General features: G+C 69.5%; 26 protein-coding genes. 15 read left to right on the plus strand and 11 right to left on the minus strand.

Features of this window, described 5'->3' with window-relative positions:
* The 4 genes from groEL to M0R80_16815 form a co-directional block, all read left to right on the plus strand.
* Positions 1 to 656 (plus strand): chaperonin GroEL (gene groEL / locus M0R80_16800; protein MCK9461289.1); only part of this gene is annotated, 656 nt, incomplete at its 5' end.
* 133 nt (positions 657 to 789) lie between these two features.
* Entirely contained in the window at positions 790 to 1,035 is a 246-nt protein-coding gene (locus M0R80_16805; GenBank protein MCK9461290.1) for a DUF4160 domain-containing protein, read from the plus strand.
* Positions 1,016 to 1,297 carry a DUF2442 domain-containing protein gene (locus M0R80_16810; GenBank protein ID MCK9461291.1) on the plus strand — a complete coding sequence of 94 codons (282 nt, stop codon included), beginning with the start codon at positions 1,016 to 1,018 and terminating at the stop codon, positions 1,295 to 1,297. Before M0R80_16805 ends, M0R80_16810 begins: the two co-directional genes overlap by 20 nt.
* Positions 1,298 to 1,317: 20 nt before the next feature.
* Positions 1,318 to 1,518 (plus strand): hypothetical protein, encoded by a 201-nt coding sequence (locus M0R80_16815; protein ID MCK9461292.1) that lies wholly within the window; start codon positions 1,318 to 1,320, stop codon positions 1,516 to 1,518.
* Positions 1,519 to 1,570: 52 nt separating this feature from the next.
* Here the strand turns inward: M0R80_16815 and mazF are convergent, their stop codons facing one another.
* The 4 genes from mazF to M0R80_16835 form a co-directional block, all read right to left on the minus strand.
* Positions 1,571 to 1,909, minus strand: coding sequence for an endoribonuclease MazF (gene mazF / locus M0R80_16820; protein MCK9461293.1), 339 nt, complete (start codon positions 1,907 to 1,909; stop codon positions 1,571 to 1,573).
* Entirely contained in the window at positions 1,906 to 2,148 is a 243-nt protein-coding gene (locus M0R80_16825; protein ID MCK9461294.1) for an AbrB/MazE/SpoVT family DNA-binding domain-containing protein, read from the minus strand. The genes mazF and M0R80_16825 overlap by 4 nt, the downstream gene beginning before the upstream one ends.
* Before the next feature lie 119 nt (positions 2,149 to 2,267).
* Positions 2,268 to 3,080, minus strand: a complete 813-nt coding sequence (locus M0R80_16830) for a hypothetical protein (protein MCK9461295.1) — start codon at positions 3,078 to 3,080, stop codon at positions 2,268 to 2,270.
* A gap of 43 nt (positions 3,081 to 3,123) precedes the next feature.
* A complete protein-coding gene (locus M0R80_16835; GenBank protein MCK9461296.1) occupies positions 3,124 to 3,660 on the minus strand; it encodes a hypothetical protein in 537 nt (178 codons plus the stop codon).
* A gap of 329 nt (positions 3,661 to 3,989) precedes the next feature.
* Here M0R80_16835 and M0R80_16840 point away from each other — a divergent pair, with 329 nt between their 5' ends.
* Complete coding sequence (locus M0R80_16840; protein ID MCK9461297.1) at positions 3,990 to 4,982, plus strand: Rpn family recombination-promoting nuclease/putative transposase; 993 nt, start codon at positions 3,990 to 3,992, stop codon at positions 4,980 to 4,982.
* Between the two features lie 16 nt (positions 4,983 to 4,998).
* Here the strand turns inward: M0R80_16840 and M0R80_16845 are convergent, their stop codons facing one another.
* From M0R80_16845 to M0R80_16865, 5 genes are read right to left on the minus strand one after another with little or no spacing between them, the layout of a single operon-like run.
* Complete coding sequence (locus M0R80_16845) at positions 4,999 to 5,433, minus strand: YkgJ family cysteine cluster protein (GenBank protein ID MCK9461298.1); 435 nt, start codon at positions 5,431 to 5,433, stop codon at positions 4,999 to 5,001.
* A gap of 6 nt (positions 5,434 to 5,439) precedes the next feature.
* On the minus strand, positions 5,440 to 5,919 hold the full coding sequence (locus M0R80_16850; GenBank protein MCK9461299.1) for a GNAT family N-acetyltransferase: 480 nt from the start codon (positions 5,917 to 5,919) through the stop codon (positions 5,440 to 5,442).
* Complete coding sequence (locus M0R80_16855; protein MCK9461300.1) at positions 5,916 to 7,136, minus strand: DHHA1 domain-containing protein; 1,221 nt, start codon at positions 7,134 to 7,136, stop codon at positions 5,916 to 5,918. The genes M0R80_16850 and M0R80_16855 overlap by 4 nt, the downstream gene beginning before the upstream one ends.
* A 16-nt stretch (positions 7,137 to 7,152) precedes the next feature.
* Entirely contained in the window at positions 7,153 to 8,424 is a 1,272-nt protein-coding gene (locus M0R80_16860) for a DUF362 domain-containing protein (protein MCK9461301.1), read from the minus strand.
* A 39-nt stretch (positions 8,425 to 8,463) separates the two neighbouring features.
* Positions 8,464 to 10,074, minus strand: a complete 1,611-nt coding sequence (locus M0R80_16865; GenBank protein ID MCK9461302.1) for an NAD(P)/FAD-dependent oxidoreductase — start codon at positions 10,072 to 10,074, stop codon at positions 8,464 to 8,466.
* 168 nt (positions 10,075 to 10,242) lie between these two features.
* Here M0R80_16865 and M0R80_16870 point away from each other — a divergent pair, with 168 nt between their 5' ends.
* From M0R80_16870 to M0R80_16885, 4 genes are all read left to right on the plus strand, one after another.
* Complete coding sequence (locus tag M0R80_16870) at positions 10,243 to 11,067, plus strand: TonB C-terminal domain-containing protein (GenBank protein MCK9461303.1); 825 nt, start codon at positions 10,243 to 10,245, stop codon at positions 11,065 to 11,067.
* Positions 11,068 to 11,143: 76 nt separating this feature from the next.
* Positions 11,144 to 12,466, plus strand: coding sequence for a protein TolB (locus tag M0R80_16875; protein MCK9461304.1), 1,323 nt, complete (start codon positions 11,144 to 11,146; stop codon positions 12,464 to 12,466).
* Between the two features lie 71 nt (positions 12,467 to 12,537).
* On the plus strand, positions 12,538 to 12,744 hold the full coding sequence (locus M0R80_16880; GenBank protein MCK9461305.1) for a 2-oxoisovalerate dehydrogenase: 207 nt from the start codon (positions 12,538 to 12,540) through the stop codon (positions 12,742 to 12,744).
* Positions 12,741 to 12,986 carry a type II toxin-antitoxin system HicA family toxin gene (locus M0R80_16885; protein MCK9461306.1) on the plus strand — a complete coding sequence of 82 codons (246 nt, stop codon included), beginning with the start codon at positions 12,741 to 12,743 and terminating at the stop codon, positions 12,984 to 12,986. The genes M0R80_16880 and M0R80_16885 overlap by 4 nt, the downstream gene beginning before the upstream one ends.
* 13 nt (positions 12,987 to 12,999) lie before the next feature.
* On the opposite strand, the gene M0R80_16890 is transcribed toward M0R80_16885, so the two are convergent.
* Positions 13,000 to 14,307: a hypothetical protein gene (locus tag M0R80_16890; GenBank protein ID MCK9461307.1), complete on the minus strand. Its 1,308-nt coding sequence runs from the start codon at positions 14,305 to 14,307 to the stop codon at positions 13,000 to 13,002.
* Positions 14,308 to 14,311: 4 nt separating this feature from the next.
* The gene (locus M0R80_16895; GenBank protein ID MCK9461308.1) at positions 14,312 to 15,964 is read right to left on the minus strand and encodes a site-2 protease family protein; all 1,653 of its coding nucleotides are present in this window, start codon (positions 15,962 to 15,964) and stop codon (positions 14,312 to 14,314) included.
* A gap of 135 nt (positions 15,965 to 16,099) precedes the next feature.
* On the opposite strand from M0R80_16895, the gene M0R80_16900 reads away from it, so the two are divergent.
* The 6 genes from M0R80_16900 (at position 16,100) to M0R80_16925 (ending at position 21,633) form a co-directional block, all read left to right on the plus strand.
* The gene (locus M0R80_16900; protein ID MCK9461309.1) at positions 16,100 to 17,422 is read left to right on the plus strand and encodes a hypothetical protein; all 1,323 of its coding nucleotides are present in this window, start codon (positions 16,100 to 16,102) and stop codon (positions 17,420 to 17,422) included.
* Positions 17,423 to 17,428: 6 nt separating this feature from the next.
* Positions 17,429 to 18,253, plus strand: a complete 825-nt coding sequence (locus tag M0R80_16905; protein ID MCK9461310.1) for an FHA domain-containing protein — start codon at positions 17,429 to 17,431, stop codon at positions 18,251 to 18,253.
* A 130-nt stretch (positions 18,254 to 18,383) separates the two neighbouring features.
* Entirely contained in the window at positions 18,384 to 18,788 is a 405-nt protein-coding gene (locus tag M0R80_16910) for an ABC transporter ATP-binding protein (protein ID MCK9461311.1), read from the plus strand.
* Between the two features lie 57 nt (positions 18,789 to 18,845).
* The gene (locus M0R80_16915) at positions 18,846 to 19,334 is read left to right on the plus strand and encodes a hypothetical protein (GenBank protein ID MCK9461312.1); all 489 of its coding nucleotides are present in this window, start codon (positions 18,846 to 18,848) and stop codon (positions 19,332 to 19,334) included.
* Positions 19,331 to 20,071, plus strand: a complete 741-nt coding sequence (locus M0R80_16920) for an ABC transporter permease (GenBank protein ID MCK9461313.1) — start codon at positions 19,331 to 19,333, stop codon at positions 20,069 to 20,071. Before M0R80_16915 ends, M0R80_16920 begins: the two co-directional genes overlap by 4 nt.
* Positions 20,068 to 21,633 (plus strand): GldG family protein, encoded by a 1,566-nt coding sequence (locus M0R80_16925; protein ID MCK9461314.1) that lies wholly within the window; start codon positions 20,068 to 20,070, stop codon positions 21,631 to 21,633. The genes M0R80_16920 and M0R80_16925 overlap by 4 nt, the downstream gene beginning before the upstream one ends.
* The last annotated feature ends 4 nt before the right edge of the window (positions 21,634 to 21,637 follow it).

Raw genomic sequence — 21,637 nt, forward strand, 5'->3', positions numbered from 1 at the left:
TCGACGGCGCCGGGAAGAAGGCGGACATCAAGGGGCGCGTGGAGCAGATCCGCAAGCAGATCGAGGACACGAAGTCGGACTACGACAAGGAGAAGCTCCAGGAGCGGCTCGCGAAGCTCGTCGGCGGCGTGGCGGTGCTCAAGGTCGGCGCCGCGACCGAGACCGAGATGAAGGAGAAGAAGGATCGCGTCGAGGACGCGCTGAACGCGACGCGCGCGGCCGTCGAAGAGGGGATCGTCCCCGGCGGCGGCGTGGCGCTTCTGCGATCGATCGACGCGCTCGTCAAGGTCGAGGTGCTCGACGACGAGAGGGTCGGGGTGAACATCGTGCGCCGGGCGCTCGAGGAGCCGATGCGGCAGATCGCGAACAACGCGGGCGTCGAGGGCTCGATCGTCGTGCAGCGCGTCGCCGAGGGCAAGGGCGCGTTCGGCTACAACGCCGCGACCGACGCCTACGAGGATCTCGTCAAGGCGGGGATCATCGATCCGACCAAGGTCGTGCGCACCGCGCTGCAGAACGCGACGTCCGTGGCCGGCCTCATGATCACCACCGAGGCCGCGATCGCCGAGAGGCCGAAGAAGGAAGGCGCCGGCGGCGGCGGCATGCCGGGCGGCGGCATGGGCGGCGGCATGGGCGGCATGGGCGGCATGATGTAGGCCGCGGCGGAAGCCGCACGATTCCCTCGATATCCATAGCAGACCAGAGTGTTGAGAACGCTGGCGCCGCGGCTGTGGGGCGCTCGACAGCGCAGTGGCGCTCTGCGCCCAGTGGCGGTACGATGTTCCTGTTATGCCGGTTGTCTTCACCTACAAGGGGTATCGCTTCTTCTTCTACTCGAACGAGGGTGTGCCGCGCGAGCCGTTGCACATCCACGTTCGGCGGGGCGAGGCGATCGCCAAGTTCTGGCTGGATCCGCAGCCGTTCGTGGCGATGTCCTACGGCTTGAACCCTGCGGAGCTCCGGGAGATCTCCGCTGTAATCCGGGAGAACCGCGAACTGATCGAGAGGTACTGGGATGAGCATTTCCGCGACTGAGCCGAGAGCGACGCGGATCGAGTTCCGCGCCGACAGCATGTGGGTCGATTTGGCGGACGGCCGGACCATCGGTGTGCCGCTCGCCTACTTCCCGCGCCTGCTCGCCGCGAACGACGAGCAGCGCGCCCGCTACGTCATCTCCGGCGGCGGTACCGGGCTCCACTGGGACGAGCTCGACGAGGATGTCTCCGTCCGTGGCCTGCTCCTGGGCATCGGCGATCAGCTGCGTCACGATGACGAGACCCACCGCGCGGCGTCTTGACGGATGCCCGAGGAGGATCGGTGACTGAGCTCGGACAGAGGGATGGAGGCGGCGGTCACGCAGCGGAGCCCGTCGCAGCCAGCGAGGATCCGAACGCCCCGATCATCGTCGACGCGCCGCCGGAAGTACGGGAGTTCGGCGTCGTCGAGCTCAAGGGGAGCAGAGGTGGCAAGCTGTGGGAGCTCCTCGACGACCTCGGCTTCCTTCGCTTCTGGCCCTGAGCTTCGGGGGACGGCGCCGAGGCAGGCGCCTCTCGCGACTCCACCAGCTGAGCTACGAGAACAGCAGCGCCTCGAGGCGGGCGAGAACGCCGGTGAGGACTTCGTCGGGGAGCTTCGCGATCTTCGCGGCGCGGCGCTCGCGCCAGTCGAAGCTTTTCAAATGATCCGACAGCACCGCTCCCGAAATCTCGAGGCCCGGCGGGATCTCGACCTCGAACGGGTAGCCCTTCACCTGGCTCGTGATCGGGCACATCACGGCGAGGCCGACCTTGGCGTTGTACGAGGCCGGGCTCACGACCAGGGCCGGGCGGCGCCCCCGCTGCTCGTGCCCCGCGGCCGGGTTCATGTCGATCCATACGGCGTCGCCGCGATCCGGGACGAAGCGCCTCACCAGGCTTCCCTCCCGACGGCGGCCCCGGTGTCGGACTCGACGTGCGCGTTCTTCTTGGTGACGCCCGCGAGAAGATCGTCGAGCCGGAGCCTCGTCTCCCGCCGCGGGCGGACGACGATCCCGCCGTCCTCGACGACGACGTCCACCGCCGAGCCCTCCTCGATCCCGACCTCCGCGGCGAAGGGGCGCGGGATGCGCACCGCCAGGCTGTTCCCCCACTTCTGGACGTTGGCTTCCATCCGTGCCTCCTGTATCTACATTGGATATACTCATCCGGGCGGGCGAAATCAAGGCCTGGCCCGCGGTCGCGGCACGCGCGGTCCAGGCGGCATGAAGCAGTCGGCCGCGCCCCTTTCGATCAGAGGCAGTCGGGATCCGCGAAGTCCGCGGTGACGCGGAACGCGGTGCCCGTAGGCGTGCTCGGCACGGTCGTGATCGCCTCCATGCAGGTCGAGGTCGTGCCGTGGACGATCGAGATGACGTTCGTCGATCCCGCTACGTAGCCCGACGCGGCGGGGGTGAAGCTCCCGAGCGCGACGGCGGAGTTGCCGCAGTCGCAGTGCGGACCGTCCGCCGAGCCCCAGTCGCCGAAGGTGACGCCGTTGAGCTGGAACGTCATCGCGTTGTCGGCGGCGGTGCACGCGTGCCGGATCCCGACCTGGACGCCGACCGCGGTCGGGACCGCGCCGCTCGGGATGGTGTCCGTGAACGTCGCCTGGAGCGTGCTGCCGTCGCCGTGGCGGTAGTTGGCCTCGGCGCAGCAGTCGGTGGAGAGCCAGCCGGTCGTGCTGGTGAACGGGACGTCGAACACGACCTGCCCCGGGGCGCAGGCGCAGGCGTCGCAGCCGTCGCCGGGATCCGTGTCCCCGTCGTCGCACTCCTCGTCGCCGGTCGGGATCCCGTCGCCGCACTCGTCGTCCGTGTCGGAGTCGGTGTCCGTGTCCGTATCGGAATCGGTGTCCGTATCGGAATCGGTGTCCGGTCCGGCATCGGAGTCGGAGTCGGAGTCGGTGTCAGTGTCGGAATCGGTGTCCGTGTCGGAGTCGGAGTCGGAATCGGAGTCCGTGTCGGAGTCGGAATCGGAGCCGTCGTCCTCGCTCTGACTAACCGCCGCCTTCGCGCAGCCGAACAGGACGGCAACACTAAACGCCACTACGCACAGGGTTCTCATCGCGCCTCCGGGACCCATTGTACATCAGACCGATCCGGCGCCGTCACTTCGGCTGGGCGGCGAGCTGACTATTGATATCGACGATCATTTCGGAATCGACGACGCGCACGAGCCGCGGCCAGTCGACGCTCGACGCGCGGCCGTGATCCTTGGCGTAGAACGGCGCCGCCGGATCGGTCGAGTACAGCTCATAGTGAACATCGAGCGACGTCGAGCTCGCACCGGTCCCGGTTTTCCCCGCGTCCTCGCTGCCCGGGTTGTACTTCACGACCGCGACCTTCAGGAGGTACAGCCCCTCCGAGGGCTGGAACTCGGTTGCCGTCGTGATGAGGCTCGCGTTGTACCCGGCGTCCTTGAGCGCCGCGATGATGTTCGTCTGGTGGAACTCGCCGAGCTGGTTGAGCTGGTTCTGCTCGTCCGGCGTCTTGCCCTCGAGGCCGCGGTCCAGGAGGACCACGAACGTGATCGGCTTGCCGTCCGGCGTGGTCGGAGCCTTCGGGGCCCCGCCGCCGCACGCGAAAACCGCCGCTGCCGCGAGGGAGATAAGGGTCAAGAGGGCGAACAGAGTCTTCTTCGTCATGGAATGTCTCCTTCGTAAGAGTGCACCTGTTTTCCGCGGAGCGCCCCGAGTTGTCAAGGACGGGGGTCGGTCCCTCTCAGCGCTCGATCCCGTACCAGTCGTCGCGCTCCTTCGCGATCGTCTCGATCTCCTCATGCGAATAGATCTGGCCGCGGCCGGCACAGAACGGCTTGACGACCCTTTAACGGTCGCCGTTCGCGAAATGGCGAGGTCGCCGGCGCCGCCGCCGCTCCGCCAGGCCCGCCGCCACCGCGATCCGGGGAAATCGCCGTGATTTCGCGCGCGCGATTTTGGCGCGAGGTTTGCTCTCACGGCCGCGCCAGGCGGAGATGGCGAAGCGCAAGAACAACGATCGCGGCTACAAGCTGCTGTTCTCCTACCCGGAGATGGTGCGCGATCTCCTCGTCGGGTTCGTCGACGAGGAGTGGGTGCGGCTCCTCGATTGGGAGACGCTCCAGCACGTCGGCGGCACGTTCGTCTCCGACGACCTGCGCGAGCGCGAGGACGACATCATTTGGCGCGTGCGTTTCGCCGATCGGCAGGAGTGGCTGTACCTGTACGTGATCCTCGAGTTCCAGTCCACGGTGGACCGCTTCATGGCGGTGCGCCTGGCGACCTACGTCGGTCTGCTCTACCAGGATCTCGTCCGGACCAAGCAGCTCACGCCCGAACGCAAGCTTCCACCTGTCCTGCCGATCGTCCTCTACAACGGCGAGGGGCGTTGGAGCGCTCCCACCGATGTCCGCGCGCTCGTTGCATCCGCGCCGGCGAGCGTCACGCGCTACGCCCCGCGCCTGCGTTATCTGGTCATCGACGAACGCCGGCTGGCCATGTCCGCGGAGCCGGAGAGCCGCAACCTCGCCGCAGCGCTGTTTCGTTTGGAGCGAAGCCGCGACGATGGTGATATATTGAGAGCGGTTCGCGACTTGGCGGCGTGGCTCGCTGCGCCGGGGCAAGCGGAGCTGCGCCGATCTTTCGGGATGTGGGTGCGGCGCGTGATCGAAGACGTCGGATCCGAGCCGATCGTGGCGGAGGATCTTGCAGAGGTGGTGCCGATGCTCGAAAACCGCATGCGAGAGTGGAAAACCCGTTGGCGCGCGGAGGCTCGCGTTGAAGGGCGGGCCGAAGGTCGGGCCGAAGGTCGGGCCGAAGGTCGGGCCGAAGCTCTTCGGACCGCGTTGTCGATGCTCGTCGAGCAGAGATTCGGTCGAATGCCGAAGGCGCTTCGAGAACGTATCGAATCGGCCGACGAAAACGACTTGCGGCGGTGGACCTCTCGCGTGCTCGGCGCCGCGAGCACGGACGACGTTTTCGCAGGCTGAGCGCGTCAGACCACATTCATCTTTCGATCCCGTACCAGTCGTCGCGCTCCTTCGCGATCGCCTCGATCTCCTCGCGCGAGTGGATTCGGCCGCAGCCGGCGCCGGGGCAGCAGGCCTTTACGACCTTGTACCAGGCGGCGGCGTCGAGGTTCTCGGTCCAGAACGGCCACGTCGCGCACTGCTTGGGCCGCGCCGGGTAGGCACGGCAGCGGCCGTCTGCGTCGAGGAGCACACAGTCGCCGGGCCGGAGGAGCAGGTGCAGGCTGCCGTCCGCGTCGATCTGGCAGAAGCGCGCGTAAAAATCGCGCTCGTCCATCCCGAGGTGCGCCGCGATCGCGACCGCGTCCCTTTCGGTGAGGTAGACGTAGGCGTGCGCGCCGTGCGTCCGGCAGCAGGCGCCGCACTCGGTGCACTCGAACGCGAGCCCCTTGTCGTACCAAGCGCCGCCCATGATCGCTCACCCCTCCGCGAGCCGCTCGAGATCCGTGCGATCGAGGCGGAAGGTGGTCCACTCGTCCATCGGTTTGGCGCCGAACGCGCGGTAGAACTCGATGGCGCTCCGGTTCCAGTCGAGCACCGACCACTCCATGCGGCCGCAACCGCGCTCGACGGCGATCCGGGCGAGGGCGAGGAACAGCGCCTTGCCCGCGCCCGAGCCGCGGGCGCCCGGGGTCACGTAGAGATCTTCGATGTAGAGGCCCGGGCGGCCGGTCCACGTGGAGTAGTTGAAGAAGTACAGGGCGAACCCCACGATCTCGCCGCCTCGCTCGGCCACGAGGCAGCCGAACGGCGGCGGATCCGCGGCGAGCTGCGCGGCGAGGTTCGCCGGGGTGTTCTCGACCGCGTCCGGGGCGCGCTCGAACGCCGCGAGCTCGCAGACGAGCCCGTGGATCGTCGGGGCGTCGGCCGCCGTCGCAGGTCGGATCGCGCACGTCACGGCTTCGCCTCCCCGAGCGCCGTGCGCACGAGCCCGGCCGCGAGATCGATCGCCGCGTCGAGGCGTGAGGGATCACCCCCGCCGCATTGGGCCAGATCCGCGGTGCCGCCCCCCTGGGCGCCGAGCGCCTCGGCCGCGGCCTTCAGGATCGGCCGCACGTCGAGCGCCAGCTCCTGGGCGCGGGCCACGACGAGCGCCGCCTTGCCCTCGTGTGCCGCGCCGACGACGGCGATGGCCCGCGGCTCTCTCCGGATCGACGTCGCGAGGATCTTGACCGCCTTGACGTCGCGCTCGGAGACGACCCTCGCGACGAGCCTGCCTTCGCCTAAGGGCTCGGCCTTCGAGAGGAGCGCCTCGGCCTCGAGCTCGGCCAGGCGATCCGCAAGCTCCGCGCTGCGCCGCTTGAGCTCCTTCATCTCCGCGAGCGCCGCGTCCGCCCAGTCCGGCAGATCGTCGACCCCGGCGCCGGTCTTGGCGCTCAACGCCTCCAGGATCCCCGCGAGCCGCGCCGTCTCCTCGAGGACGCGATCGCCGGCGAAGAGCTCCACGCGCACCGCGTCGCGCACCTTCTCGAGCCGGCCGAGCCGGATCGCGCCGATCTCGGCCGTGCGATCCACGTGGGAGCCGCAGCACGCGCTCTCGCCGAGCCCCTCGATCGCCACGATCCGCAGCGCCCCTTCCTCGCGCACCATCGCCTCGCCCACGCGCCGCGCCCGGCCGCTCTCGAACGCGATTCGGACCGGGCGATCTTCGCGCACGACGGCGTTGGCCGCGCGCTCGAGCTCCCGGATCCGTTCGGCGTCGAGCCCGCCGCCCTCGAGGTCGACGGTCGTGACGCGCTCACCGAGGTGGAACCCCACGGTCCGCGCGCCGAAGCGCGCCGCCGCCAGCGCCGACACGACGTGCTGCGCCGTGTGCTGACACGAGAGATCCTTTCGCCGCGCGGCGTCGACGGCGCACCGGACGGCCCCGCTCGGCGCCTCGGCGAACCCCTCGACGACATGGACGATCTCCTCGCCCTCCTCGAGCACGTCGACCACGCGCCCGCCTCCCAACGTCCCCCGATCACAAGGCTGGCCGCCGGCGGCCGGGAAGAAGGCTGTACGATCGAGCACCACGAGCCACGCGTCGCCGCGCTTCTCGGCGCGCAGCACGGCCGCGTCGTGCTCGAGGAGCGAAGGGAAGGTCCAGAAGAGGCGTGTCGTCGCGGCAGTCATGGATCGCGAGGCCGCGCTACTTGTCGCAGCGCCCCGGGAAATGGGCGCGGATCTCGGGCGCCTCGCGCATGGCGGTGACGAGCACCCGGGCGCCCATCTTCAGGAGATCGGCGGTCGCGCGCGTGTAGCCGGTCGGCGGCGCGCCGAGATCCGCGAAGCCGTTCTCGTCGCCGCGCACGGTCTCCCAGTTGTGGAACAGGCGCCCCCACTCGCCCTGCAGGACCTCCTGCACGCGGCTGTTCCCGTTGCGCGGGTACCAGTAGAGGTCGTGGTACGTGACCGACGCGAGGTACGACCACGGCGCGAGCCACGTCTTGAGCGACCACTCCACCGGCCCCTTGAGCGGGCCCCAGTAGATGAGGTGCTGCATCTGCGCCGCGAACGTGAGGTCGTCGGTCGGCTTCCGGAAGTTCCAGTTCTGCTCGGCCGCGGCCTTGTCGCCGACGATCTCGATCTCCCGCGGATCCCCGCAGCCGAGCCCGAGGTCGTGGGCGAGCCGGATGAACTTGATGTCGAGCGGATCGAAGCCCATCAGCTTCGCGGCCACGGCGTCGATCGCGACCTGATCCGCCGACGCGAGCAGGACGTTCTTCACGTGCGGCCGCATGCAGCGCGGGCCGGGGCCGTCGCCGGCGAACGTGCCGTCCATCACCGCGAACACGCCGCGGTGGATCTTCTTCTGGATCATGAGCAGGTCGACGAGCGTCTCGTGGATCACCGGGTGGGTCCAGTGCCGCTTCTCGTTGAGCAGGCCGCCGAAGGCGTTCTTCATGGCGCCGGTGGTCGTCGTGAAGATGTGCGTCTTCACCGTGGGCAGGTGCAGGATGTTCTCGCCGATGAACCGCTTGGGGATCGAGAAGCCGTCCTTGTACACGTCGTTTAGGGCGAGGAACTTGTCGGCGACATCGCCCACCGCGTCGCGCACCGGGATCCACTCCTCGCCCTCGTAGAGGTGGACGTTGCGCAGGCCGTAGTGTCGGAGGACGTCGATCTGCTTGTTCTCGCGCTCGCCGAGGTGCGCGTCGATCACGACCGTGCGGTTGTGGCAGCCGTGGACGAGCGCGGGGTCGTAGCCGTCGCGGAGCATCGCCGCGATCACGCCGTCGAGCTGCCACGGCGTCGTGGAGCTGCCCGGGAAGAAGAAGTGCCAGCTGATGTTGATCTTGAGCGCCGTGTCCGCGTCCTTGGAGAGGACGTCCTGGTAGCCGGCGAGGTTCATCAGCTCGTGGGTGTCGCGCCGCACCGTGGCCGGGCCCGTCGTCAGCACCGCGACCTTGGATTTCGTCATGGGGACCTCCTCCCGCGCTGAACGAGTATAGCACCGCCGCTATTTCCCGCGCCCGCTCTCGTTCACGATCATGCGCGCCGCCATGTAGCCCGACACCTGGGCCATGCCGACGCTGTGCGCGGGCCAGGTCCAGGCGCCGGCCATGTAGAGGCCGTCGATATCCGTGGGGATGTCCATCCGCGCGTGCTGCTCGGGCGTGAAGTTCCAGCCGTACGGCACGCCGTCGTGGTTCAGGGTGAACGACTCGATCGTGCGCGGCGTCATGCCGACCTCGACCTCGATGTGCTCGCGCAGCCCCGGGAGCACGCGCTCGGCCATGAGGATCAGCGCGTCCATCATCTTCCGCTTCTGCGCCTCGTACGCCGGGCCCGGCTCGGGCCACAGCGCCTTGTTGGAGTAGGTGTTGATGGTCACGACCGACTTGCCCGGCGGCGCGTAGAACGGATCGTCGAGGTTGGAGTAGAGCGTCACCGACTCGAAACCCTCCTCGTACCGCCCCGCCATGGCCGCGTCGTACATCGCGTTCGCGTCGAGGCTCGTGTTCACGAAGATCTCGTAGTCGCGCACGCCGAAGTGCTCGATCGGCACGTCCAGCCCGAGGTACACGCCGACCAAGGAGTTGCTCGGCTCCATCTCCTCGAGCTTGCGCAGCATCTTGCGCGGCGTGTTCTCCCTGCCCACGAGCCGGTAGAACGTCTGGTACGGATCCGCGTTCGACACGACGTACGGCGCCGTGAACCGCTCGCCCGCCTCGGTCTCCACGCCGCCGACCGCACCGTCCTCGACGAGGATCCGGCTCACGCGCGAGTCCGTCATGACGGTCCCGCCGAGCTCGGCGATCCGCGCGGCGTAGGCGTCGGAGAGCGCCTGCGAAGATCCCTTGATCTGCCACGCGCCGTTGATGAGGTAGCCGTAGTTCGCGGCGAGGTAGATGATCGCCCACTGCTTCCGCGGCGGCGGCCCGTGGTAGTTCCAGAACTGGGACGCGACCGCCTTGATCTCCGGATCCTCGAACGTCTCGTCGAGCACCTCCTCGAGCGTCGCTACCCGGTACTTGAACAGCGTGCGCTGCCGGAGCGGCAGGGCGAGCTTGGTGAGCATCGCCTTGACCGGGTTGCCGAGGTACAGGGTGCGCAGCTCGCTGATCTCGTCGTGCACGCGGGACATGAGATCCCGGAACTTCTCGGCCCCGTCGGCCTCGTCGGGCCAGCGCGCGGAGAGCGCGGCGACGTACTCGTCCTCGCCCGCCGGGGAGGTGAACTCGAACCCGGGGAAGATGGAGCGGCCGAGATCCGGGATGCGGATCAGCTCGACCTTGTCCCGGATGCCCGCCTGCTCGAGCAGCGTGAACAGGAGCGCCTTCTCGCGGCCGCCGCCCACGGACATCTCGTGCAGCGCCGCGTCGAACTTGAAGTCGCCCCGCTCGAACGACGTGGTGCAGCCGCCGACCTTGTAGTGCTGCTCGAGGAGCAGGACGTTCATCCCCCTCGCCGCCATGTGGGTCGCGGCCGAGAGCCCGCCCATGCCTGCGCCCACGACGATCGCGTCGTAGTCGGTCGCCTTCTGATCGCTCTTCTGGACCGCGGAGCAGCACGTGCAGGCGAAGGCCGCGGCGAGCGCCGCGAGCGCGAGCGGGCGTGGGTTCTGCACGGGGTCGGGGCTCCTTCTCCTCAGCGTCTCGGCCGGATCCCCCAAAGAGAGCTTCATAGCACGAAGAACGCCCCGTCACCCCCCACATTCTTGCCTTTGCAGCGCCGTTCGTAAAAAGATGAACGGGAATGGCGCGCTGCGGCCCGGCGTTGCGCGCGGGGAGGACCTTTGGGCCGTACGACCGATCGCGAGCTGCTCGTGCCGCTCGAGAAGGACGCCGACGAGAAGCCGCTCAAGCGGTACGCCGATCCGGTCGCGCTCGCGGCCGGGGCGAGCGGCGTCATCGCGATCCTCGTCGGCGCGCTCCTCCTGCCGATGATCGCCGCCGCGGTCGAGGAGCCGACCCCGAGGAGCGCGGCGCAGCCGTTCGAGTACGTCGAGGCGAGGCTCCTCAAGCTCGGCGAGATCAAGGACGAGAAGGAGCTCCCGGATCGCATCGTGCCGGCGCTGCCGACCGCCCCCGAGGAGATCCTGCCGCTCGACGCGGACGAGAACAAGGAGGTGGTCGACGATCCCGACAAGGTGGAGAACCAGCCCGACGCGGTGACCGACGACCAGCTGCGGCAGGTGTTCGACAAGGCGCGCGCCTTCGCCGAGATCCAGGACGACTATGTGCCCGAGGGCGCGCCCGACGGCGTGCCGGACGGCGACGTCACGGATCCCGCGCTCGCCTCGATCGGCAACACGTACGCGCACAAGCTGATGCGCGTGTTCGCGGATCGGCTCGTCTACCCGACGCTGCTCTCGGACGAGGAGCTCCGGCGGCTCAAGGCGAAGGTGCACTTCACGGTCGACGTCGACATGGTCATCACGGATGTCGAGCTCGTCTCGAAGTCGGGCAACGCGATGTTCGACGACGCCGTGATGAACGCGATCGACAAGGTGCGCGCCGAGGTGCGCAACCTCCCGGCCCCGCCCGAGGCGATCGCGCCGATCGTCTTCGGCGGCGGTGTGAACCTCACGTTCAACGGCGCGGACGCGCTCGAGCCGTGATCGCGCCGAAATTTCCTTTCCCTGCCGCGCGTCTGGTATCGTGCGGATCGGATCAGGGAACGAGCGAGGTGTGCCGATGAAGCGCGTTTCAATCATGCTTGCCGCGGCGGTGCTCGCGGCGTGGGCCGTGACGGCGTTGCGCCCCGGCGCCGCGGAGTCGCAGCAGGGATCCGAGAAGAAGGGCGACCTGCCGCTGCCGGCCCTGGTCGACAACGCGCCGCTCGAGGTCACGCTCTGGGGCGGCATCCGGGACCTGTACAAGATCGCGGTGCCGCGCCCGCTCGGCCCCGACGCGTCCGCGGCCGAGGCGCAGTCCGTGCAGGTGAACGACTTCAAGCTGTCGAGCCTGTTCGAGGTGCTCGACGAGAAGTCGTACATCGCGGATCTCACCGCCGAAGGGATGTCGATCGACAAGGATCCGTGGGTGCAGATCGGCGCCCAGGGCGTCTCCAAGTGCCAGGTGAAGAAGGGCGCCGGGGTGGAGCTCCTTTGCCGGCTGTTCGAGGTGCCGCGCGGCGGCACGCCGGTGCTCGAGAAGAGCTACGCCGGCGGCGCGGAGGAGCTCCGCTCGCTCGTGCACCAGTGGGTGAACGAGGTGATCGGCTACTTCACGGGCGAGAAGGGCGTGTTCGGCACGCGGCTCGCGTTCTCACGGCGCACCGGCCCGAGCTCGAAGCAGATCTTCACCGCGGACTGGAGCGGCGGCGGCCTGGCGCGGGTCACGCGCAACGAGTCGATCAACATCCTGCCCGCGTTCGGCCCGGGCGGATCGGTCTACTACACCTCGTTCGTGGAGCGCGCGCCGTTCCTCTACCGCACCGGGCAGCGCGAGGCGGTGCTCTCGGAGCCGGGGCTCAACATGGGCGCCGCGTTCCACGGCGACAGGATGGCGGTCGTGCTGTCCAAGGGCGGCAACCCCGACATCTACGTGGGCAACGCGGACGGAACGGGGATGAAGCGCGTGACGGACTCGGGCGCGATCGACGTGTCCCCTTCGTTCAGCCCGGACGGCTCGCAGATCGCGTTCGTGTCGGATCGCCACGGGTCACCGCAGATCTTCGTCATGGGCGCCGGCGGCGGCGGCGCGAAGCGGGTCACGTACAAGGGGTCGTACAACCAGACGCCGAGCTGGTGCCCGCGGCCCGGCTCCAACCTGATCGCGTTCACGGGGCGCGACGGCGGCACCTACGACATCTTCACCGTGGACGCCGGGAGCGGCCAGATCCGGCGGCTCACGCAGAAGCAGGGCCGCAACATGGATCCGGCGTTCGCGCCGGACTGCCGCGCCGTGGCGTTCCACTCCTCCCGCGGCGGCATCTTCGTCTCGAACCCCGAGGGGCTGAACCAGAACATGGTGATCCCGGGGGACGCCGACACCATCAAGTGGTCGGCGAAGTAGGTGCGCAGCGAACCCTTGGCGCACGAGGTTCCCGTCTGCTAGGATCCTTTCTGGACAGGAGGTCGCGCGCCATGACGGAAATCGTGTTCGTGGTTGAGGAGGCCGCCGAGGGAGGGTTCCTCGCGCGGGCGGTGGGCGAATCGATCGTGACAGAGGCCGACTCGCTCGGCGAGTTGCGCGACCAGGTCCGAGACGCGGTGCGCTGCCACTTCGAAGACGCCGAACGTCCCAGCGCCATCCGCCTCCATTTCGTCCGAGACGAAGTCTTCGCGGCATGAAGCTGCCCCGAGACGTTTCAGGACACGACCTTCAACGGGCGCTCGCGGCGCTTGGCTACGCGCCGTCGCGACGGACCGGCAGCCACGTCCGCCTCACGACGCAGCGAGGCGGACAGCACCACGTCACCGTGCCGGCCCACGCGGCTCTGCGCGTCGGGACGCTCGCCGCGATCCTCGACGAGGTCGCTCGTCATCACCGGACGAGCCGCGACGAGATCGCCGCGCTGTTGTTCGGAGCGTGAACGTCGCCGCGGTTCAGCGGCGTTCCAGACACAGGATCCCGTAGCCGTCCGTCCGGGTGACTCCCGGATCCAAGAGCGGCGCGCCGCCGTTCCACGGGATCGTGGCGGGCCAGAGCGCGGGCGGCTCCGCGACGAGCGCGAAGCCGGGGTGCGCGGCGAGGAACGGCGCGAGGTGGTCCGCGCACTCTTCGGGGAGCACCGAGCAGACCGCGTACACCAGCCTCCCGCCCGGCCGCACGAGCCGCGCCGCGCGGTCGAGGAGCGCGCGCTGCAGGCCGGCGAGCGCCGTGACGGATCCGGGTTCGAGCCGCCACCGGATCTCGGGCCGGCGCCCGAGGGTGCCGGTGCCGGAGCACGGCGCGTCGAGCAGCACGCGATCGAACGGCGCCTCGAACGGCGGGTCGTCGACCGCGAGATCGCACGCCGCGGTCACCGCCTCGAACCCCTGCCGGCCGAGCTCGAACGCGAGCCGCTCGAGCTTCGCGGGTTGCTTGTCGACCGCATACGGCGCGCCGCCGCCCGCGATCTGCGCGATCAGCGCCGTCTTGCCGCCCCTTCCAGCGCAGGCGTCGAGGATCCGCTCTCCGGAGCGCGGATCGAGCGCGGCGACCACGAGCCCGGCGCCCTCGTCCTGGTGCGCGGCGAGCCCCTCCTCCTCCAGCGCCCGCGCCGCACAGCGGTCCGCGGCGTCGATCGCCCATGGGAGGTACAGCCCGGCTGCGGCGCCGTCGCTGAGCCGCGCGCGGGCCTTCGCCGGATCGATGCGCACCGTGTTGATCCGCAGCGTGCGCCGCGAGGGTTCGTTGAACGCCCGGCCCATGGCGATCGCCCGATCCCTGCCGTGGGCCGCGTAGAGCCGCGCGTAGAGCCAGGGCGGCAGGCCGAGCGCCAGCGCGGGATCGGGCGCGGACGCGGGATCCGGGGCCTTGAGCGCGGCGCGATCCGCGGCGAGCTTGCGCAGGACCGCGTTGGCGAAGCCCGCGAGGCCCTTGCCCCGGGCGCGGCGTATCGCGAGAACGGCCTCGTTCAGCGTCGCGTGGGCCGGCACCCGGTCGAGGTAGGCGAGCTCGTAGGCGGCGACGCGCATCGCGTCGCGGGCGATGGGGTCGAGGCCGTCGAGCCCCCGCGCCGAGGCGCCGTCGAGCAGGTGATCCAGCCACGGCCGGTGCCGCAGCGCGCCGTACACGAGCTCGGTGGCGAGAGACGCGTCCCGGGTGTCGGCGACGCCCTTCAGCTCCGCCTCGAGCGCCGCGGCCGCGAACGCGCGCTCCCGCTCCACGCGGCCGAGCACCTTGAGGGCGATCCTGCGGGCGCCGGGCAAGGCCTCAGCCCGTGATGAAGCGCATGATGTCGTTCCGCGTCGCGAACAGCATCAGCGCGATGAGGAGGGCGAGGCCGACGAGCATGATCCGCTCCTTCAGCTTGCGGCTGAGCGGGCGGCGGATCACCGCCTCGACCGCGATGATCAGGATCTGGCCGCCGTCGAGGATCGGGATCGGCAAGAGGTTGATGATGCCGAGGTTCAGGCTGATGAGCGCCATCATCCAGATGAACGGCACGGCGCCCTCCTGCCCTGCCATGCCGGCGAGCTGGCCTATCATGAGCGGCCCGCCGATGCTCTCGAGCGAGACCTCGCGCCGGAAGAGCAGCTTGAAGCCGATCGCGATGAGCCGCATGCCTTCCCGCGTCTCGGCGATCGCGTAGCGGATCGCGCCCGAGAGGCGGGCCGGGTTGTCGATCCGCGAGTCGACGAACGGCATGTGCACCGAGAAGCCGTTGACGTAGGCGTCCTGCGCCACGCCGAGGTCCTTCTTCTTGCCCGCCGGGACGAACGTGAGCCGGTACGGCCGCGAGAAGAGCTCGCCCTGGCGGCTCCACGCGAGCGCGTGGCAGATGTCCGGCGCCGCCCCGAGCCCGCGCTCGATCTGGACCGCGCCCTCGAGATCGCCGTCGAGCGTGAGGAGCCTGTCGCCGCGCCGGAGGCCGATCCTCGCGGCCGGGCCGTCCGGCTCGACGTGCGCGACGAAGTCGCCGGGCTCGAGCGCCCCGATCCTGGCGAGCCCCTTGGCGCCGTACGGGACCTCGACGCGGGCGATCACCGGCTGCGCCGCGTAGTCGGCGTCGTCGAACGGCGCCTCGGCGTCGGGTTTCAGGTGGCGCACCGCGAGCTCGATCGTCCGGCCCGCGGCCTTCGCCACGGCGCGGGACGCGTCGGCGAACCTCTCGATCCTCGCGCCGTCGATCGCCTCGATCCTGTCGAACGTCCGGAGGCCGGCCAAGGCCGCGGGGCTTCGCGGGTCGTCGATCCCGACCACCGGCGCGACGTACGCGGCGTACACGCCGATCTGCCCCACCGTCTCCTTCTCCGACGGGACGACGACCGAGCGCCGGACGGCGGACGGCGTGATGGTGCGCCGGATCGGGCGGCCGTCGCGCACGAGCTCGATCTCCAGCGCGCGGCCCGGCTGCGGCGAGACGATCGCGACGACCTCGTCGAACGACTCGACCGGCTCGCCGTCGATGGCGGTGATTCGGTCGCCGGGCTCGAGGCCGGCCGCCGCGCCCGGCATGCCGGGCACGACGAAGCCGACGTCCGGCGGTGCGACGCGGTCGATGGTCAGCCCGACCCCGAAGTGCAGGAAGAGCGGGAAGATCAGGTTCATGAAGGGACCGGCGGCGATGATGCAGAACCGCTGCCAGCGCGGCTTGTCGGTGAACGCCCGGCCGGCGTCCTCGGCCTTGACGACCTCGCCCGGATCCTCGCCGAGCATCTTCACGTAGCCGCCGATCGGCACCGCGCTCACGCGGTAGTCGGTCTCTTTGCCGCGGAACCCGAGAAGCCGCGGGCCGAAGCCGAGGGAGAAGACGTGCACCTTGACCTTGAACAGCTTGGCGACGAGGAAGTGCCCCCCTTCGTGGACGAAAACGAGCACGCCGATTAGGAGAACGAAATAGAAGACATAGGCTACGATTGTCATCCGGGGAACTTATCACACGGCGGGCAAAGGACAACCGCCGGGCCGGCGCGCAGGCTTTGACTTTCTCGCCAAAGACGAGCAAAACTTTGGTTTCGAGAGGCGACGCCGATCCGCATCGACAAGGGAGATTTCGCCATGACCACGGTGCGTTCGCTCCTGCCCATATGGTTCTCCGTCGCGTCGATCCTCGTCGCGTGCGAGATCGATCAAGGAAAGATCGATCTTTGGAAGACCACGGAGAACGGCCCGAAGAAGCTCGCGGGCGCCTTGATCGACCCCGAGCAGCCTCTGGAGGTCCGGGTCAAGGCCGCGATCGCGCTGGTCGAGATCAAGAACTGGGAACTGTATCGCGAGTCGTTTCAGAAGATGGAGAAGGGCGACGCGCAGAAGGTGATAGCCGGGCTCGCGCCCGAGCTCGCGCGCATCTCGAAGTCCGAGAGCCCGGGACAGCCCGAGAGGTCGCTCGCGAAGAAGCAGATCGACGCCAAGGACGGCCTCTACCTGCTGCTCGACTTCGCCGGGCCCGAGAACCGCGACGCCGTCGAGAAGCCGCTCATCGCCTGGTGCGTCGAGGGCAACTACAACATCCGGGCGATGGCCGGGTACAACATCCGGACCATCGTCAAGAAGATCGGGGGCCCGGCGGCGCAGGCGCTCACCGAGCTGCTCGACATGGATCAGATCGCGATCGAGCCGATCGCGAAGCTGATCCGCGACGTCGGCGACGCGCCCGCGCCCGCCATGGCCTCCGAGCACGTCGCCGCGCAGCTCCGGGGGAACGTGCCCGAGATCAAGGAGACGCACCTCATCGCCGCGGCGGTCGTGGGCGGCGAGGGCGTGGCCAACGCGCTGCTCGACCTCGCGACGACGAAGGAGCTCGACGCCGAGCTGCAGCGGTTCGCGCTGCGCGCCTACTCGCAGTCGATCGAGAGCGGCTACATCAAGCCGGACGCGACGCAGATGGGCCGCCTGTTCGCCATGGCGGAGAACGAGGAGTACGACAAGTTCCAGCGCGAGGAGACCTACCTGACGCTCGCCCAGGCCGGCGGCAAGGCCGACGTGGCGCGGGTCGCGAAGCTGCTCGAGAGCGACGAGTTCTTCTGGCGGCTCGTGGGGGTGCGGTGCATCCTGCGCATGGACGGGGAGGGGCAGCTCGCGACGGTGCTGCGGTCGAAGGGGCTCGCGACCGATGCCGAAGAGGTCGACGAGGTGATCGGCTGGATCGCCAAGTTCCCGAAGCTCACGCCCGCCGTGCGCGCCCTACTCGAGGGCGGCGACGTCTTCGCCAAGGGCGTCGCGGTCTACGTGCTCGGCATGAAGGGCGACAAGGCGGCGGACGTTCCCGCGCTCGAGAAGCTCGCGGCGGACAAGACGAAGCTGCCGAAGGGGTTCGACCACGCCACGCTGGGCGACGCGGCAAAGGCCGCCCTCGAGAGCCTGGCAAAGATGAAAGGTTGACGAGCGATGACGACGCGATCGACCACGACGAAGAAGACGCTCCAGAGCTTCCACGCGCGCGACTCGCTGTGGACCGCGTTCACGAAGCACTCGGAGGAGATGGACTGCTCCGTCGACTACCTCGTGAACGAGGCGATGCGGCTGTACGCGTCGACGCACGGTTTCCTGGTCGATCCCACCGGGGTGGGCGAGGCGCCCGCCGCCGACGCCACGCCGAGGCCGGTCGCCGCCCCGAAGGCGCCGTCCGCCCAGCACCCGTCGGGCACCGGGCTGCCGAGACCCGCGACGCCGACGATGCGCGAGAAGCCGATGTCCTCCCCGACCGTGCCGCTGCCCCGTCCGGGCGCCAAGCCCGCCGCGCCGACCGCGCCCGCCACCCCGGCGAGCATGGGAGGTGCGCCGACGCTGCCCCGCCCGGGCGCCTCCGCCCAGGCGGCCGCTCCGGGACCGCCGCGCCGCACCTCGGTGCCGCCGCCGGCCCCCCCGCGCCCCGAGGAGCTCGGCACGGGCTCGGGCGTCCGCGGTTCGACCGGCGCGGGCGCCGCGAAACCGAGGCTCACCCTGATCTTCCAGGGCCGCAAGCTCACCGTTGCGCAGGATCAGTTCATCATCGGCCGGGGGTCCAAGACGTCGGACCTCGCCATCAAGGACGCCAACGTCTCCCGAAAGCATGCCGCGATCATCTTCCACAACGGCGCCTTCTACATGAAGGATCTCGGCAGCACGAACGGCGTCGAGTTCAACGGGAAGCCCGTCGATTCGAAGCGCATCGACGAGGGCGACGTGTTCTCGATCTGCGGGTACGAGATGCACTTCACCTACCAGGTCTGAGAGGCGGGCACGAGGCGGCCATCGCGGCGCCCGGCCGTCTCGGCGCCGTCCGAGCTGAAGGACACGGGAATACCGGCGACCGAGGAGCGTTCTAGCGGTCGGCTCGCGCAAGAGGCACAGGAGGACGGGCGTGATTCGAGTCGAACATCTCACCAAGCGCTTCTTTGCGGTGACGGCCGTCGACGACGTGTCGTTCGACGTGAGGCCGCACGAGGTCATCGGCTTCCTCGGCCCGAACGGCGCAGGGAAGTCGACGACGCTCAAGGTGCTCACCGGGTACCTCACCGCGACCGCGGGGACCGTGGCGATCGACGGCCACGACGTGTTCGTCGAGCCCGAGGCGGTCAAGAGGATCATCGGCTACCTGCCGGAGAACGTGCCGCTCTACCCGGAGATGCGGGTCGAGGAGTACCTCTCGTACCGCGCAGCGCTCAAGCGCATTCCGCGGGGCCGGCGGCGCGCCGCGGTGGACTCGGCGATGGAGCGCTGCCGGATAGGCGACGTGCGGCGGCGCATCATCGGCCAGCTCTCCTAGGGGTACCGCCAGCGCGTCGGGCTCGCGGACGCCCTGGTCGCCGATCCGAAGCTGCTCGTGCTCGACGAGCCGACCATCGGGCTCGATCCGAACCAGATCCGCCAGGTGCGCGAGCTGATCGTCGAGCTCGGCAGGGAGCGGACCGTCATCCTGTCGAGCCACATCCTCCCCGAGGTGGAGGCGGCGTGCACGCGCGTCCTCATCATCGACAAGGGCCGGATCGTCGGGCAGGGCCGGCCGGAGGAGCTGCGCGCGGGGCTCGCGGGCGCCGCGGCGCGGATCTTCGTCGAGGTCGCGGATCCCGGGGGAGCGGCGCGAGCGGCGCTCGAGGCGGTCCCGGGTGTGCGCTGCGTGGAGCCCCTGGCCGCGCCCGAGGGGGGGCTGGCGGCGTTCAACGTGGACGCCGATCCGGGCGCCGACGTGCGCGGGCGGATCTTCGACGCCGCGGTCGCCGGCGGGTTCAAGCTCACGGGCCTGAGCTCGAAGAGCCTCTCGCTCGAGGACGTGTTCGTGCAGATCACGACCACCGAGGAGGACGCGCCATGAACATCTTCGCCCAGATGAAGCGCGAGTTCGCCGCGTTCTTCTACTCGCCGATCGCGTACGTGCTGCTCACGGCCGCGGCGGTCCTGAACGGCGTGGTGTTCCTCCTTATCATCGACTTCCTCTCCGATCCGCGGGCGCCGCACGGCGCGGCGATGCAGATGCTGTTCGGCGGCACCATCTTCTTCTGGATCATCGTCATCGTGCTCACGCCGCTCATCACGATGCGCTCCCTCGCCGAGGAGCGGCACTCGGGCACGCTCGAGACGCTGCTCACCGCGCCCATCGGCGACGTGCAGGTCGTGCTCGCCAAGTACCTCGCGGCCGTCGGGTTCTACGCCATCCTCTGGATCCCGACCCTCGCGTACCCGCTGCTCCTGTCGTTCTACTCGGAGCTCGATCTCGGCCCGATCCTGTCCGGCTACCTCGGGACGCTCGGCGTCGGGATGATGTTCGCCGCGGTCGGGCTGCTCGGCTCGTCGCTCACGCGCAACCAGATCATCGCGGCGCTCATCTCGTTCGGAGTGATCATGGTGATGTTCGTCATCGGGATCTTCGACTTCCTCGGCGGCGAGACGTCGCCCGACTCGGTCCTCCACTACGTGAACCTCTGGACGCACATGGAGGACTTCGGCCGGGGCATCGTCGACACGAGGCACCTCGTCTACTACGCCTCGGTCTCGGTGTTCTCGCTGTTCGCCACGGTCCAGATCGTGCAGCTCCGGAGGTGGCGGGGATGAGCGGCAACGAGCAGAAGACCAAGCCGACGGCGAGCGGCGGCGCGCGGGCGATCCGCGGATCCAACGCGGCGATCTCCGTGATCGTCGCCGGCGCGATCCTCGTCATGCTGAACTTCCTCGCCATGCGCCACTACGCCCGCGCCGACTGGACGTCCTCCGGGATGTACACGCTCTCGGACAAGACCGCGAAGACCGTCGGCGCGCTCGGGAAGGACGTGGAGATGCACGTCCTGTGGAGCCAGGGCGATCCGCGCTACGCGGACGTCAAGGAGGTCATCGACGGCTACGCCGCCCTCTCGGCGCGCGTGAAGGTCGAGGTGGTCGATCCCGACGTCAGCCCGGAGCGCGTGCGGATGATCATCGACAAGTACGGCGCCAAGGTCCAGGTGACGGAGCTCGGCCAGATGGGGATCGAGGCGGGCGTCTTCGTCGTCTCCGGCGGCAACGTGAAGTTCGTCGCGTCCAACGAGCTCGAGGACATGGGCGGCGAGATGTTCGACGAGGGCGGCGGCGGGGACGAGGGGCTGTCCGAGTTCAAGGCCGAGCAGCAGCTGACGTCCGCCATCCTCCGGGTGATCTCGGAGGAGCAGGCGACCGTGTGCTTCACCCAGGGCCACGGCGAGTGGGAGTTCGAGGGGTTCGGCCCGAGGGCGCTGCGCCACCTCAAGGACGCGCTGCGGCAGGACAGCTACAAGGTCGAGGCGATCACGACGGCCGGCGCGACCAAGGTGCCGGGGACGTGCGGGCTCGTGGTGGTGGCCGGGCCCGCGCGCGCGTTCATGGACGAAGAGGCCGCGCTGCTCGACCGCCACCTCGAGAGCGGCGGCCGCCTGCTCCTTTTGCTCGATCCCATCGTGGAGGGCGAGGCGCTCCTGCCCACCGGCCTCGAGGGGCTCGCGGCGAAGCGCGGCATCCGGCTCGACAACGACTTCATGCTCGAGACCGATCCCCGGCGGCTCGTCTCCGAGTCGCCGGTCACGTTCCTCGTCAGCGAGTTCACCGCCCACGACGCGGTCAAGGCGCTCGCCGTCCCGGAGTCCGCGGGCCGCGAGATCAGGGAGCAGCTCGGCGCCTACCCGGTCGTCGTCTCGGCCGCGCGGTCGCTCTCGGCCGTCGACGGGGGCGAGATCGTGGCCGACGTGCTCGCCAGGAGCTCGGCCGACTCGTGGGGCGAGACCGACGTGGCGAGCCTCGGCATAGGCGATCGCGTGCCGGAGAAGGGGCAGGCCGACGTCTCCGGGCCGGCGACGCTCGCGATGGCCGTCGCGCTCGCGGCGAAGGGCGAGGGCGAGGGCGGGCGGCTCGTCGTGATCGGCGACAGCGACTTCCTGAACGAGGAGCTGTACCTGAGCGCGAGCCTCTACAACCGCGACCTGTGGTCCGGCGCGGTGGGCTGGCTCACGGCCCGCGAGGACCTCATCTCGATCGCGCCCAAGAACCCGGAGCGCGTGCGCCTCGCCCTGACCGAGGACGACGTCGGCACGATCTGGATGATCGTCATCGGCGAGATCGCGCTCATGCTGATCCTCGGCGTCGCCATGTGGCTCGTGCGCAGGAGGTAGTGCC

The sequence above is a fragment of the Pseudomonadota bacterium genome (assembly GCA_023229365.1).
Lineage (GTDB): Bacteria > Myxococcota_A > Polyangia > JAAYKL01 > JAAYKL01 > JALNZK01.

Coding starts and splice junctions, on each gene's coding strand:
- M0R80_16805 (MCK9461290.1), top strand. CDS start 790: ATGCCGGTTGTCTTCACCTACAAGGGGTATCGCTTCTTCTTCTACTCG.
- M0R80_16810 (MCK9461291.1), top strand. CDS start 1,016: ATGAGCATTTCCGCGACTGAGCCGAGAGCGACGCGGATCGAGTTCCGC.
- M0R80_16825 (MCK9461294.1), bottom strand. CDS start 2,148: ATGGAAGCCAACGTCCAGAAGTGGGGGAACAGCCTGGCGGTGCGCATC.
- M0R80_16830 (MCK9461295.1), bottom strand. CDS start 3,080: ATGAGAACCCTGTGCGTAGTGGCGTTTAGTGTTGCCGTCCTGTTCGGC.
- M0R80_16835 (MCK9461296.1), bottom strand. CDS start 3,660: ATGACGAAGAAGACTCTGTTCGCCCTCTTGACCCTTATCTCCCTCGCG.
- M0R80_16840 (MCK9461297.1), top strand. CDS start 3,990: ATGGCGAAGCGCAAGAACAACGATCGCGGCTACAAGCTGCTGTTCTCC.
- M0R80_16845 (MCK9461298.1), bottom strand. CDS start 5,433: ATGGGCGGCGCTTGGTACGACAAGGGGCTCGCGTTCGAGTGCACCGAG.
- M0R80_16855 (MCK9461300.1), bottom strand. CDS start 7,136: ATGACTGCCGCGACGACACGCCTCTTCTGGACCTTCCCTTCGCTCCTC.
- M0R80_16860 (MCK9461301.1), bottom strand. CDS start 8,424: ATGACGAAATCCAAGGTCGCGGTGCTGACGACGGGCCCGGCCACGGTG.
- M0R80_16875 (MCK9461304.1), top strand. CDS start 11,144: ATGAAGCGCGTTTCAATCATGCTTGCCGCGGCGGTGCTCGCGGCGTGG.
- M0R80_16880 (MCK9461305.1), top strand. CDS start 12,538: ATGACGGAAATCGTGTTCGTGGTTGAGGAGGCCGCCGAGGGAGGGTTC.
- M0R80_16885 (MCK9461306.1), top strand. CDS start 12,741: ATGAAGCTGCCCCGAGACGTTTCAGGACACGACCTTCAACGGGCGCTC.
- M0R80_16895 (MCK9461308.1), bottom strand. CDS start 15,964: ATGACAATCGTAGCCTATGTCTTCTATTTCGTTCTCCTAATCGGCGTG.
- M0R80_16900 (MCK9461309.1), top strand. CDS start 16,100: ATGACCACGGTGCGTTCGCTCCTGCCCATATGGTTCTCCGTCGCGTCG.
- M0R80_16905 (MCK9461310.1), top strand. CDS start 17,429: ATGACGACGCGATCGACCACGACGAAGAAGACGCTCCAGAGCTTCCAC.
- M0R80_16920 (MCK9461313.1), top strand. CDS start 19,331: ATGAACATCTTCGCCCAGATGAAGCGCGAGTTCGCCGCGTTCTTCTAC.
- M0R80_16925 (MCK9461314.1), top strand. CDS start 20,068: ATGAGCGGCAACGAGCAGAAGACCAAGCCGACGGCGAGCGGCGGCGCG.